The following is a 12970-nucleotide window of genomic DNA, read 5'->3' on the forward strand; positions in this document are numbered from 1 at the left end:
CAAGGAACGACGCAGCAAGCGGCGGATCGGGTGACTCCAGCGGCTGCGCCAGAATTGATCGAAGCCCTGTTCGGCCTGCTGGCAAAGCAAACCACGGCAGGCGAGATCCAGATCGACGAATTGGGGCGTACCGCCCAGCCCGAAATAGCGGTCACCTATGTTGCGACCGCCGATCACCGCCTGGTTACCATCCACCAGCAGCAACTTGTTGTGCATGCGGTGATTGATGCGGCGAAAGCTGAACATCCCCTCCAGAAACAGGGTCAAAGGACGCCAGCCCCGCAGCCAAAAGGGGTTGAACAGCCGCACTTCTATGCCGGGCTGATGGGCCACCATCTCCAGGAAACGGTTATCGCCAGCATAGAGGTCGTCGATGAGCAGTTGTACCCGCACCCCGCGCCGGGCCGCGTGCAGCAGCTCCGACAACAGCAGCTTGCCGCTGCTGTCTTCCTCCCAGCTGTAGTATTGGGCCTGGATCCGGCTGCGGGCGCTGCGGATCAGCTGGCAGCGCACCTTGAGCGCAAGCTCGGGTTGATCAATCAGTGCAAATTCGCCGGGGATCATGGCGTCATCTGCCTGTCATGGGGAAATGGCATAACGCTGGCTACAGACCTCATTGGAACGTGGATAAGGGAATTTACCATGGAACTCACGGATCGCCCCGCCATCAGCCATCGACCGCAAGCCAGTCAGCCGGATCCCTCGCCGACCGGCCAGCTGGCCCCCTGGTATCTGCAGCACAGGGATCAGCCCTTTGTACCGCCCACTCAGCCTGTCTAGACGGGCGAGAGAACATCAGGGCTGGGCCACCGCCTCGATGGCGGCAGCCTTGCCCTCCAGCTGCGGCAGGCTGAAGCGATAGGCCACGTAGTACTTGTAGATGGTACTGACGTAGTTGATGGGCCCCTGGCCGACCTCGTTGGCCACCAGCTGCTCCACGTTGCCAAACCAGACATTCGGATCCAGCCCGGCGGCCTCCGCCTTGGCCCTGATCGCCTGCACCCGATTCGGACCGGCATTATAGGCCGCCAGCGCAAACAGATGGCGGTTGAGCACATCCAGCCCGGGATCGTTGAAGTAGGTATCCAGGATCAGTCGCATATAGCGGCAGGCCGCCTCCACATTGCCCTCCAGGCTGGCGAGCCTGGCTCCACGAATGCCCACCTCTCCCCCTGTACTCGGCAACAGCTGCATGATCCCCACAGCCCCTCGCTCTGAGCGCACGCCGGCATTGAGGCCCGACTCCTTATAAGCCAGCGCCGCCAGCATCAGCCAGTCCAACCCGTACTTGTCGGCCTGCTGCTCCAGCACCTTGCGGATAGTCGCCAGCCGCCCCAGAGGATCCGGCGCCAAAATATTGCTCATCTGATCGCTGCGGGCCACCAGACCGCGCAGGGTCATGTCGCTATAGAGGGTACGCTTGCCCGCATCGGCCAGATAACCGTTCACCGCCTTGAGCAGCTTGGGGCTATTGTTGCGCAGCGCCCAGGCACTGCGGCCCTTGTCCCGCAGCGGGATCAGCTTGTGAGCTCTCAGGCCGCTGATCATGCCGAGCCAGATGCGCCCCTTGAAACTGTCGGTTACCGTGAGCGGTATGATGCCGGCCGCTACCATCTCCAGCAGATCCCCGTCCTGCAGGTATTCGGGCACCGTCTCTATGTAGATGGGCGGCAGCCCCAGTTCGCGAAACAGCCAGTTGAGCTGGCGCAGGCTCTCATAATAGCTGGAGCTGGCGCGCACCCAGATGCGCCTGCCGGAGAGCTGGGTGATGCGGTTGAAAGTCGGTAGGGAATGCTGGCTCACCACCCACTCTTCGATGGGGGCGATCACCGGATCGGAGAAGGTCACCTGCTCGCGCCGGGTCGGTGTCACCGTCATGTTGGCCGCCACCAAATCGCCGCGCCCCTCGCTGAGGTAGTCCAGCAGCTTGTCCTGGCGTACGGGTATGTAGATGATCTTAAGTTTGATCTTCTCCTTGGCCAGATAGGTCTGGTTCAGCCAGCGCTCGAACCCCTGCAGCTGATTGACCAGGATGCCGTGCTGAGTCCCCTTGTCGAGGAAAAAGAATCCCCGCTCATAGACCACCAGGGCCCTGAGTTCTTTCTTTTGCAGTATATGTTCGAGGTCCCCGGGTTGGGGCAGGCGCTGTGGCTTGAGATCCGCCGCCAGCAGAGGAAGACACCAGAGGGCCAGCAGGCCCCAGATCCATCGCAGCCTCATTATGTGGTCGCCTTCTGTTGGCCGACTCGCGTCGGGCAAAACCGTCTGTGGGATAACTTACTATAGAACGCAGACCTACAGCAGAAGGGTCAACACGGCAGGCGCACCCGCCGTGTCATCACAGGGCTCAGATAGAGCGGGCACGCATCTCGAAAATCAATTTTTCGGCGGTGCAGGTGAACTGCAGGCGGGCTTTCAGGATCACACCGTTGGCGCCCTGGCTCAGCTCGCTGCTGATGCTGGCTTCGGCAGTCACCTGTTTGGCCAGTGCCTCATAAGCGGCCAGCTTGGCACGGGCATCGGCTTCTACCGCCGCCTCGATCACCAGATCCATGACATCGTCACCTTCACCTATGATGGTGCCGATCTCGGCGAAACAGCCACAGCTGTCACAGGTTTCCTGCACTTTATCTTCTACGGACATCATTCAACTCCTACTTATTTCGGCTGTACTTCATCGTCACGCAAGGCTTTACGAAAATCCCTGATGGCGGTGCCCAGATCCTCACCGGCGCCGGCCAGGCGTTTGCTGCCAAACACCACGACCACAACCACAAGCAGGATCAACAAATGCCAGATATGAATTCCACCGAGTCCCACTGGGATACTCCTGACTGATAGATACCGATTGTTTGTATCAAAAGAAGGCGCAAGGATTGTTGGGCAAAATCAAGGCAGGTGCAAGTTTGCAAATAAATCACGCAAAAAAATACGGCGACCCAGGGTCGCCGTATCACTTGATGCTACTTGTCCCCTCAACCACTACATCCTGTACCAGCCGCCATTGAAGGCGAGAGACAACCGAAGCATAGATTCGCCAAGATATGAAAACAAATGGTATAAATTCATCTAAGAATTGAAGGAGATTCATATCATGTTGCTGGAACAGCTGGGGCGTATCGACCTCAATTTATTGATTATCCTGCAAGTTTTGCTGGAAGAGCGGAATGGCAGCCGGGCGGCCCGCCGCCTGCATCTGAGCCAGTCTGCCGTCAGCAAGGCCCTTGGCCGCCTGCGGGAAACCTTCGATGACCCCCTGTTCGTGCGCTCCGCCTATGGGCTGGAGCCCACCGCCCGCGCCCTGACGCTGCAGCAGCAACTGCAACCCATATTGCTGTCGCTGGACAACCTGATCCAGCCGCCAGATTTCGATCCGGCCAATACCGAGCGGGAGTTCGTCATCGCCAGCATGGACAGCGCCTTCACCCTGTTCGCCCCGCTCTACCTGAGCGAGCTAAAACGGCAGGCACCGGGCATACGGCTGCGCTACGAGGAGTGGACCGAGAACAGTCTGACAGAGATGAGTCAGGGCCAGGTGGACATCGCCTTCACGGTGCGGGAGAACTGCATCAGCTCGGATTTCCGGCTCGACACCCTGCCCAACGCCATCTGCCAGCGGTTGCTTGCCATCGATGACCTCACCTGTCTGGTGCAACACGATCACCCGGCCCTGCACGAGCCCGAGTGGGATCTCGCCCGTTACCTGGCCTATCCCCATGTGCAGACCTATTGCGAGGGGCGGGACCGCTGGATGCTGGATCACAAGCTGGCAGGGATGGATCTCTACCGCCGGATCGAGGCGACCGTGCCCTCGTTCGAGGCGGCGCTGCGTATGGGCATGCACTCGGACATGATAGTGACCCTTTCAAGGCTCTATGCCCGTCACGCTACCCAGGTCTATCCGCTGGTGCCGCTGCCGCTGCCCATAGCGCTCGACAGCATCTCCCACCTGCTGATCTGGCATCAGCGCCACGAGGAGGATCCGGGCCACCGCTGGCTGCGGGAAACCTTGCTCGCCCTCATCATGAGCAAACTGGAACCCTCCACCATAGAACAGCCCTGATCATGCTGCTGGTTGCAGGGGACGCGCTTCCTCCTCGGCATGAGCAAGCGGGGAACCGGGGCTGAAAAGCAGCCCTGACACTTCAGCCCTGGCCGGTCACCGCCAGATAGTGGTGCACGCCGTCCAGCAGCATCTGCACCGAGATCATCACCAGCAGCATGCCCATCAGCCGCTCCACCGCTTTGAGTCCCCGCTCACCCAGCAGCTTGTTGAATACCTCGTAAAACATCAGGATCACGGCGCTGGCTCCCCAAGCCATCAGCAGGGCCAGCGACCAGTCCACCATCCGGGTCGGCTCCTGGTTGGCCAGCAACAACAGGGAGGCAAGAATGGAGGGGCCGGCGATCATGGGGATGGCCATGGGCACCAGGAAAGGCTCTTCACCCGCCGCCAGCCCGGTCACCCCGCCTTCACTCGGGAAGATCATCTTGATGGCGATGAGGAACAATATGATGCCGCCCGCTATGCTGACCGCCTCCTGGCGCAGATTGAGGAAATCCAGGATCTGCTGACCAGCGAGCAGGAAGGCCATCATGATAGCGAGAGAGAACAAGAGCTCCCGCATCATCACCTTGCGCCGCCGCTTGGGATCAAGATGACGCAGGATCGACAGGAAGACCGGCAGGTTGCCCAGCGGATCCATGATCAAAAACAACATGACGGCTGCGGAGAAAGTGTCCATACAACGCCCAGGCTAAGCATTCAATAAGGAGGGGGAAGAGGGCAAAATATAACAAAGGCGGCGGGATTCAGCGAGCGCCACAGGCCGCTCGCCGCGGGGGGATCACCCGTGGTGGCAAATCTTGCCGGCGTGGGTCTGAAAACCCTGCCCTGATTCGATGAACTTGCCGCGCTGTGCCAGCAAGGCGATCAGCGCCTCTGCATCCATCTCGCTGGCACTGCAGGTATGGAAACGGGCGTCGGTGCCAAAGCGCGCATCGATCGCCTCCCTGAGGCTGGTCCGGGTAAATTGGCCACCCTGCGCCAGCATCATCTCCATCACCTCGTGACCGTGTACCGATTGAGTCATTGCAAACCTCATTAATGAACATATTTAATGTCAATTAAATCCCGCCCCGCCACTGGCGACCTTGATATAAGCCAATAAATTGCCAATTTCCCTCAGGTCGGGCTGGCTGTGAGGAGTGCTTTGTCGATAATGTGGCAACCTGACAAGGGGATGGCTACACTAACGCCCCTTTTTGCCATCTCAGACCGACTATAAGGACATTGGCGTCATGCTGCACCATGGATTGGCTTTCAAACCCTGGCGGATCTGGACCCGCCGTCCTCTCTGGTTGAAGACCCTGATCGGTATGCTGACAGGGATCGGCCTGGGACTCGGTTTCAGTGAACAGGCGTTGCAGCTCAAGTCCATTGGCGTCCTGTTCGTCAACACCATACAGATGCTGATGGTGCCTCTCATCTTCTGCTCGGTCATCGCTGGCCTCACCTCATTGCTCAAGGGCAAGAGTCTGGATCGGATCGGCAGCAAGGCCATAGGCCTCTATCTCTTTTCCACCGCCATCGCCATCTGCATCGGCCTGATGATGGGCTGGCTGCTGGAACCCGGCATGGGCGCCAATATGGGGCCCTATGAGCGCGTCGGTATGCTGGAACAGCCGACCCTGGCCAGCGTGCTGAGCCATCTGGTACCGCGCAACCCGCTGCAGGCCATGGTGGATGGCAAGATACTGCAGGTGATCGTGTTCGCGGTGGCCCTCGCCCTCGCCCTCAACGCCACCGGCCGGCGCGGCCGTCCCGCCATCCTCTTCTTCACCTCGCTGGCGGAAGGGATGTTCAAACTGACCCAGATGGTGATGGCGCTGGCCCCCTACGGCGTCTGCGCCCTGATGGCCTGGATGACAGGCAAATACGGGGCGAGCCTGCTGATGCCTCTGCTCAAAGTAATCGGCGCCGTCTATCTCGGCTGCCTGCTCCATGTGCTTGGCGTTTACAGCGGCCTGTTGATCCTGCTGGCCCGGCTCAATCCGCTGCACTACTTCAAGAGCATCGTTGATGCACAGGCCGTGGCCTTCACCAGTAGCTCCAGCAGCAGCACCCTGCCCATCAGCCTGGCCTGCGCCGAGCGTCGGCTCGGTGTCTCCCCCGCCATCACCGCCAAGGTGCTGCCCATAGGCGCCACCATCAACATGGACGGCACCGCCCTTTATCAGGGGGTAACCGCCCTGTTCGTGGCACAGGCCTTCGGAGTGGATCTGCACATGGTGGATTACCTGACCATCATCAGCATCGCCACCCTGGCCAGTATCGGCACGGCGGGCACACCGGGCACCGGATTGATGCTGCTGACGCTGACGCTGACCGCAGTGGGATTACCGCTGGAAGGAGTAGCCCTCATCGCCGGGATCGACCGGATCCTCGACATGGCACGCACCACGGTCAACGTCTCCGGCGATATTCTGGTGTCCGTGCTGATCGCCCGCAGCGAGAAGGAGCTGGATCTGGCGACCTATCACGACGCCAGCGCGGGGGAGGATATCGACTTCACCCTGCGCTGAGGCAGGGTGAGCGATTAATGATCGTGGGGATCGTGATGACAGCGCCAGCAGACCTCGAAGTTGGCGCCGTTCTCCTCCCCGCATTGACCGCAGAGCCAGCCATTGCCCTGACGCTGCTGGTAACGCTCTATGACCCGCCCAGCCTTGCTGCGGTCCTCGGCCCTCACCATCAGGGTCACCTGCAACATGTCTACCGGCAACTCGCCCAGGGCGCCGGACAACGCCTCCCCGTTGAGCCGTACCAGCACCCCTTCCACTTCCAGCGCCCCCTTCAGGGCATGGGCCTCCAGTGAATGGGAAGCCCGATAAAGATTGATCCATTGATCCATGCCTTCCCCCTGCAACCGGTTGTCGATGCCGCATATAACCGGCACCATGCCCTCTTCCATCCTCGGGATAGAACCTGGATCCCATGATCCAGCCCCCTTATTTCCCTAACACGCCAGTCACAACAGGTTGTCGATGCCGTAATCGGCCCCCTGCGCCACCATGAAATCGATAAAGGTCCGCAACTTGCGCGGCATCAGTCGCCGCTCCGGAAACAGCAGATATATCGGTACCTTGGGCTGCTGCCACTCGGGCAGCAGGGTCACCAGCGCCCCGCTGACCAGCTCCTCATGACAGAGCATGGCAGGTAGAGAAGCCAATCCCAACCCCGCCTTCGCCGCCTCCCTGGCGCAGGTTATATTATTAACCCGAAAACGGGAGGGAGGGTCAACCAGCACCTCCCTACCCTCGCGCTCGAAACACCAGTGAGAGGCCAGAAAGCCGCTGCTCACCGCCACCCGCTCGTGTAAAAGCAGATCTTCCGGCCGCGTGATGGCTGAGCTGCGCGCCAGATAATCCGGGCTGGCACAGAGCAGCCGCTCCGTGCTCCACAGCCGCCGCGCCGCCAGATTGGAGTCGCTCATGTCACCGATGCGCACGATCGCATCCAGCCCCTCGTTGATGGGATCCACGATGCGATTGGTCAGCTCCAGCTCCACCTGCAGGCCCGGATAGACTTGCAAGAATTTAGCCACCAACCGACCAACCACCAGCTGCCCCGTCTCGATAGGCACCGCCAACTTGAGGGTACCTGTCACCTCCTGCTGGCTGGCACTCACCATCAGCTCGGCCTGAGCCAGCTCATCCACCGCCTTGCTGCAGCGCAGGTAATACTGCTCCCCGGCCTCGGTCAGGGTGAGCTGCCGGGTGGAGCGGTAGAGCAGCCGCACGCCGAGGCGTTGTTCCAGCTCGGCGATGCGGCGACTCACGGTCGCCTTGGTCATGCCCAGATCCTGGGCGGCCGCAGTGAAGGAGCCCTTGTCGACGATCCGCACTAAAATCAATGCCGCGTTCAAATCCATTGTTGCACCAGTGAAACTGTCTATCTCATAAATGGATACTAATCGAAACAGTTGGCCAGTGTTAGCCTGCGCCTCTTAAGTTCAGGAATCCCCCCAAAAATGAGTCAACACAAGAAGATCCCCCTGCTGGCCGCCATGGTGCTGGCCCTGCTCGGTCTGCTGTTCGCCGGTTACTGGTATCTGCATGGCCGCTATTTCGAGAGTACCGACAACGCCTACCTGCAGAGCGAGGTGACCGGGATCGGCTCCAAGCTGCCGGGCTACATCAGCGAGGTGCTGGTCACCGACAACCAGGCGGTGAAGACCGGTCAGCTGATCGCCAGACTGGATGATCGGGAGTACAAGACCAAGGTGGCCGAGGCCGAAGCCGACCTGCGCCTCAATCAGGCGACAGCGGAGAATCTGGCCGCGACCCGCACCCAGCAGCTGAGCCTGATCCGTCAGGCCGAGGCCAAAGTCAGCTCTGCCAATGCCGAGCAGGTGCGCGCCCAGCAACAGGTGCAGCGCGTCAGCCAGCTCAACCAGCGCCATTACAGCTCGCAAGACAGCCTGGACGAGGTACGGGCTGGACTGCAGGTCAATCTGGCACAGGAGCAGGAGGCCCAAGCCGCCCTGCAAGCAGCCCGTGAACGACTGCTGGTGCTGGATGCCGAAGCCAAGCAGAACAAAGCCAGGCTGGCCCTGAGCGAGGCGCTGCTGGAGCAGGCCAAACTGGCGCTGACCTATACCGAGTTGCGGGCACCGGCCGATGGCATTATCGGCAAACGCAGCCTGCGGGCCGGGCTCTATGTCCAATCCGGCATGCAGGTCGCCAGCCTGGTGCCGCTGCAACAGGTGTGGGTCGAGGCCAACTTCAAGGAGACTCAGCTGCTCCACATGCAGCCGGGCCAGAAGGTGAAGGTGATCCTGGATGCTTATCCGGGTCAATCAGTCGAGGGGATCATCGACAGCCTGGCCCCCGCCACCGGCGCCAGATTCGCCCTGCTGCCACCGGAAAACGCCACCGGCAACTTCACCAAAATAGTGCAGCGGGTGCCGGTCAAGATCCGCATCCCCGAGCCGGGCGCCCTGGCTGGCAAGCTGCTGCCGGGCCTCTCCACCGAGGTGATAGTGGACACCCGGGATCCCGAGCCCCTGGTCGCCGCCCACTGATGGAACCCATTCCACGTCGCCACTGGATCGCTGTCATGGGGGGCCTCATTGGCGCCTTCATGGCCATCCTCGACATCCAGATCACCAACGCCTCCCTGAAGGACATTCAGGGGGCCCTCTCCGCCACCCTGAGCGAGAGTTCCTGGATCTCCACCTCCTATCTGGTGGCAGAAATGATCGCCATCCCCCTGAGCGGCTGGTTCAGCAGGGGCCTGAGCGTGCGCCGCTATCTGCTGTGGACCACCGGCGCTTTCCTCATCGCCTCCGTGCTCTGCTCGTTCAGCTGGAACCTCACCAGCATGATCGTCTTCCGGGCATTGCAGGGCTTCACCGGCGGCGCCCTCATTCCCATGGCCTTCTCACTCATCGTCACCCTGTTGCCACTGCACAAGCGGGCCACCGGCATGGCGCTGTTCGGCATCTGTGCCACCTTCGCCCCCGCCATAGGCCCAACGCTGGGCGGCTGGCTGACCGAGCAGCTGTCGTGGCACTACATCTTCTATCTGAATGTGCCACCGGGACTGCTGGTGATGGCCATGCTGGCCCACGGGCTGGACAAGCAGCCGGTGGACTGGGAGGTGATCAAGCGGGTGGATCTCATCGGCATAGTCACCATGGCGATGGGGCTGGGCCTGCTGGAGGTGGTGCTGGAAGAGGGCAACCGGGAGGACTGGTTCGGTTCCAGCTTCATCGTGCGGCTCACCGTCATCTCGGTAGTGGCCCTGGTGTTCTTCGTCATCAGCCAGCTGCTCAGACGCCATCCGCTGGTCAACCTGCGGCTACTGCACAATCCGCGTTTCGCGCTGGCCTGCTTCGCCTATCTGGTGCTCGGCATGGCGCTGATGGGCTCCATCTATGTGCTGCCGCTCTACATGGCGCAGATCCACAACTACAACGCACTGGAAATCGGTGAAGTACTGATGTGGATGGGGCTACCACAGCTGCTGGTGTTGCCGCTGGTGCCCAAACTGACCCACAAGATAGACCCGCGCTACCTGGTGAGTTTCGGCTTCCTGGTGTTTGCCATCAGCTGCTTCATGAACATGAACATGAGTGCCGACTACGCCGGCCCCCAGCTGATCCAGTCGCTGATAGTGCGGGCGTTGGGTCAACCCTTCATCATGGTGCCGCTCTCTCTGGTGGCGACCGCCAGCCTGACCCATGACGAGATCCCCTCCGCCTCGACCCTGCTCAACGTACTGCGCAACCTCGGCGGCGCGTTCGGTATCGCCATCATTGCGACCCTGATCGATAACGACACCCGCGTTCATGTCAGCCAGATCAGCAGCACGCTGGCCGCCAGTAGCATAGAGGGGCAGAGCTACCTGCTGCAGCTGGCCCAGAACATGATGGTGCAAGGCTCGGGTCCCGAGCTGGCACAGCAGCAGGCCCAGGCCATGCTGGCGAACACCATCAGCCGCGAGGCGGCCATCATGGCCTACAATCAGGTGTTTTACGTGATGGGCATCTTCCTGCTGATCGCCAGCGCCCTGATGCTGCTACTCAAGCAGCCAGCACCCAGGGCTGCCGACGCCGAGCCGCTCGAGGCATAGCAAGGGTCTGAAAACAGGCCCATTTTCCTTGCCGCGGTTCGTCACCCGTCAGCAAGGATCAGGGTCTAGTGCGAGCGATAAAAGGCACCGGCGCCTCTTCACCCTGCCAGCGAGGCGGCGATCAAAAACTGGGCGGCGAAGTAGCTGCTCATCACCCAGGCCGTCGCATGGGGGAAAGGGCGGCGGAAGCGATCCAGCGCCAGCATGCTGTCGGAGAAGAGGAACATCAAGGCCCCCACCAGGGCGGCGGCACTGCCTGCAGTCAAGGAGGCGTGCCAGGCACCGGCGGCCACCCAGGCCATGCCAATGATCACCAGCATGTAACAGAGCACGGGGACCTTCATCTCCCCGAGTTTGCCCCACAACAGGCCGAACACCATGCCCGCCACCAGCAGCAACAGCAGGCCATCCATCAGCTTCAGCACCAGCGGCCCCTGGGCGAAACCGACTATGTAGCAGAGGTGCGCGACAAAAAATGCCGCCAGCCCCTGAATAAACCGATCGCTTGGCAGCATCAGCAGCACGTCTCCGGCCAGCGACAGGCAGAGGCCGAGCAGGATCCAGGCATGGGAGCCGTCGTGGTCATAACCCTGATAGCCAAACGCCAGCGCAATGATGAGCAGCATGGTCAGCGGCTTACTGATGTAGAACTGACGGGAGTCTGAGCCGTAGGCCGCACGAATGTGCCACCAGCCCGATGCGATGATCAAGAAACTCAATAACATGCCCTGCTCCTCACGTGTTGCTCGCACTCATACGGCAACATCTTATTTACCGGGAGCAGAGTAGCAAATTCCCCCGCCCAGTGGCAGGGGTGCTCAGAACACCAGCCCTCTACACCTAAAGTCTAATTGCCTCGCCCCCCCTGCTGGGGCATAAGGAACGGGTCTGGAGGATCACCATGGAAGAAGCAATGAAAAACTATCTGCCCGCCATCGATATTATGATGTGCCATCTGGGGATCAGCTTCGAGCAGGCCTGCGAACAGCTTGGCCTCAGCCCGCAGGAGCAACAGGCGCTGGACCAGTTGCAGGATCCGCAAGAATAAGCCCCGACCGGGGAGATGAAAACGGCGCCTCGATGGCGCCGTTTTTATTGACCCTTGTTAGGCTCGCACCGCCCGTCGCCGTTGCAGCCCGACGATCAACGCAAACAGCAGGAAGCCGGGCAACCACATCAGCTCCTTGCGCCAGCGCTCGGTGGGCGCCTTGACGGTCAGGATCTCCTGATCGAACTCCAGCCCCATGGTGGCCGCAGGGCTGCCAAAGGCGACGTTGTCGATCAGCGTCTTGCCATCCTGTTCATAGAGGCTCAGTCCCAGATTGGCCAGCCGCTCCTCGCCATCCGCCCCATCCGGAACGGCGACCAGCAGGGTGAACTTGCGCGGTTTTCCGACCGCATCTTCACCCTGGACGCGCAGCCGCAGCGTGCTCTCCGCCTCCACTTCACCCATGGTTTTTGCCAACTCGGCGGGCGGGGTAACCCGATAGGGATCGTGCACCATGTCCATCCAGAAACCGGGGCGGAACAGGGTAAAGGCGACCAGCAGCAGCAATATGCTCTCGTACCAGCGGCTCTTCACCAGGAACCAGCCCTGGGTAGCAGCGGCGAAGATCAGCATGGCGATGGTTGCCACGATAAAGATCAGCACTCCGTGGGCAAAGTCCACATCGATCAGCAGCAGGTCGGTGTTGAAGATGAACAGGAACGGCAGCGCGGCGGTACGCAGGCTGTAGTAGAACGCCGTGATCCCGGTCTTGATCGGATCCCCCTTGGAGACGGCGGCTGCCGCGAACGAGGCCAGCCCCACCGGCGGCGTCACATCCGCCATGATGCCGAAGTAGAAGACGAACAGGTGCACGGCGATGAGCGGCACTATCAGGCCGTTCTGCTGCCCGAGCGTCACCACCACGGGCGCCAGCAGGCTGGAGACAACGATGTAGTTGGCGGTGGTGGGCAGCCCCATGCCGAGAATAAGGCTCAGAAAGGCGGTGAGCAGCAGCATCAGCAGCAGATTGCCCATGGAGAGCATCTCCACCAGATCGGCCAGTACCAGACCCACCCCAGTCTGGGAAACGGCGCCCACTATGATGCCGGCAGTGGCGGTCGCAATGCCGATGCCAATCATGTTGCGGGCTCCGGCCACCAGCCCCTCGCGCAGATCGATCAGACCGTCCTGCACTGAGCCGTAATCGTGCTGGCCATCACTGCGCAGCCAGTTGAGCAGCGGCCGCTGGGTCAGCAGTATGATCACCAGCATGACGGTTCCCCAGAAGGCCGACAGCCCGGGCGAGAGCCGTTCAACCATCAGGCACCACACCAGCACCACCA

At 61.0% G+C, this 12970-nt stretch carries 15 protein-coding genes and 1 pseudogene; 6 read left to right on the forward strand and 10 right to left on the reverse strand.

Annotated elements, in window-relative coordinates; genetic code table 11:
* A pseudogene (locus tag AAC083_RS17155) lies at positions 1-564 on the reverse strand (phospholipase D-like domain-containing protein); the annotation flags it as partial.
* A gap of 78 nt (positions 565-642) precedes the next feature.
* Here AAC083_RS17155 and AAC083_RS17160 point away from each other — a divergent pair.
* Positions 643-780, forward strand: coding sequence for a hypothetical protein (locus tag AAC083_RS17160; RefSeq protein ID WP_167335288.1), 138 nt, complete (start codon positions 643-645; stop codon positions 778-780).
* A 15-nt stretch (positions 781-795) separates the two neighbouring features.
* Here the strand turns inward: AAC083_RS17160 and AAC083_RS17165 are convergent, their stop codons facing one another.
* From AAC083_RS17165 to tatA, 3 genes are all read right to left on the reverse strand, one after another.
* Positions 796-2220 (reverse strand): lytic transglycosylase F, encoded by a 1425-nt coding sequence (locus tag AAC083_RS17165; RefSeq protein WP_108537234.1) that lies wholly within the window; start codon positions 2218-2220, stop codon positions 796-798.
* A gap of 127 nt (positions 2221-2347) precedes the next feature.
* Entirely contained in the window at positions 2348-2644 is a 297-nt protein-coding gene (locus AAC083_RS17170) for a YfcZ/YiiS family protein (protein WP_042038018.1), read from the reverse strand.
* Between the two features lie 14 nt (positions 2645-2658).
* Positions 2659-2820: a twin-arginine translocase TatA/TatE family subunit gene (tatA, locus tag AAC083_RS17175; protein ID WP_108537235.1), complete on the reverse strand. Its 162-nt coding sequence runs from the start codon at positions 2818-2820 to the stop codon at positions 2659-2661.
* A 274-nt stretch (positions 2821-3094) separates the two neighbouring features.
* Between tatA and AAC083_RS17180 the strand changes: the two genes are divergently transcribed.
* Positions 3095-4063: a LysR substrate-binding domain-containing protein gene (locus tag AAC083_RS17180; RefSeq protein WP_108537236.1), complete on the forward strand. Its 969-nt coding sequence runs from the start codon at positions 3095-3097 to the stop codon at positions 4061-4063.
* Positions 4064-4145: 82 nt separating this feature from the next.
* Here AAC083_RS17180 and AAC083_RS17185 read toward each other — a convergent pair whose 3' ends face one another.
* Together AAC083_RS17185 and AAC083_RS17190 are read right to left on the reverse strand one after the other, a co-directional pair.
* Entirely contained in the window at positions 4146-4745 is a 600-nt protein-coding gene (locus tag AAC083_RS17185) for a YhgN family NAAT transporter (protein ID WP_108537237.1), read from the reverse strand.
* Positions 4746-4847: 102 nt separating this feature from the next.
* The gene (locus tag AAC083_RS17190) at positions 4848-5093 is read right to left on the reverse strand and encodes a YecH family metal-binding protein (protein ID WP_042038023.1); all 246 of its coding nucleotides are present in this window, start codon (positions 5091-5093) and stop codon (positions 4848-4850) included.
* Between the two features lie 208 nt (positions 5094-5301).
* Here AAC083_RS17190 and AAC083_RS17195 point away from each other — a divergent pair, with 208 nt between their 5' ends.
* Complete coding sequence (locus AAC083_RS17195) at positions 5302-6585, forward strand: dicarboxylate/amino acid:cation symporter (RefSeq protein WP_181364794.1); 1284 nt, start codon at positions 5302-5304, stop codon at positions 6583-6585.
* 14 nt (positions 6586-6599) lie between these two features.
* Here AAC083_RS17195 and AAC083_RS17200 read toward each other — a convergent pair whose 3' ends face one another.
* On the reverse strand, positions 6600-6914 hold the full coding sequence (locus AAC083_RS17200) for a putative signal transducing protein (RefSeq protein ID WP_042038056.1): 315 nt from the start codon (positions 6912-6914) through the stop codon (positions 6600-6602).
* Between the two features lie 117 nt (positions 6915-7031).
* Positions 7032-7934, reverse strand: coding sequence for a LysR family transcriptional regulator (locus AAC083_RS17205; protein WP_042038025.1), 903 nt, complete (start codon positions 7932-7934; stop codon positions 7032-7034).
* 99 nt (positions 7935-8033) lie between these two features.
* Between AAC083_RS17205 and AAC083_RS17210 the strand changes: the two genes are divergently transcribed.
* Positions 8034-9086 carry an HlyD family secretion protein gene (locus tag AAC083_RS17210; RefSeq protein ID WP_108537239.1) on the forward strand — a complete coding sequence of 351 codons (1053 nt, stop codon included), beginning with the start codon at positions 8034-8036 and terminating at the stop codon, positions 9084-9086.
* The gene (locus AAC083_RS17215) at positions 9086-10639 is read left to right on the forward strand and encodes a DHA2 family efflux MFS transporter permease subunit (protein WP_108537240.1); all 1554 of its coding nucleotides are present in this window, start codon (positions 9086-9088) and stop codon (positions 10637-10639) included. The genes AAC083_RS17210 and AAC083_RS17215 overlap by 1 nt, the downstream gene beginning before the upstream one ends.
* Positions 10640-10737: 98 nt before the next feature.
* On the opposite strand, the gene AAC083_RS17220 is transcribed toward AAC083_RS17215, so the two are convergent.
* Positions 10738-11364 (reverse strand): lysoplasmalogenase, encoded by a 627-nt coding sequence (locus AAC083_RS17220; protein WP_042038029.1) that lies wholly within the window; start codon positions 11362-11364, stop codon positions 10738-10740.
* Positions 11365-11552: 188 nt separating this feature from the next.
* On the opposite strand from AAC083_RS17220, the gene AAC083_RS17225 reads away from it, so the two are divergent.
* The gene (locus tag AAC083_RS17225; RefSeq protein WP_258224744.1) at positions 11553-11687 is read left to right on the forward strand and encodes a hypothetical protein; all 135 of its coding nucleotides are present in this window, start codon (positions 11553-11555) and stop codon (positions 11685-11687) included.
* 57 nt (positions 11688-11744) lie between these two features.
* Here the strand turns inward: AAC083_RS17225 and AAC083_RS17230 are convergent.
* On the reverse strand, positions 11745-12970 hold a 1226-nt coding region (locus AAC083_RS17230), incomplete at its 5' end, for a DUF3394 domain-containing protein (protein WP_146181717.1).

It is taken from the genome of Aeromonas sp. HMWF014, assembly GCF_963878295.1.
Taxonomy (GTDB): domain Bacteria; phylum Pseudomonadota; class Gammaproteobacteria; order Enterobacterales; family Aeromonadaceae; genus Aeromonas; species Aeromonas popoffii.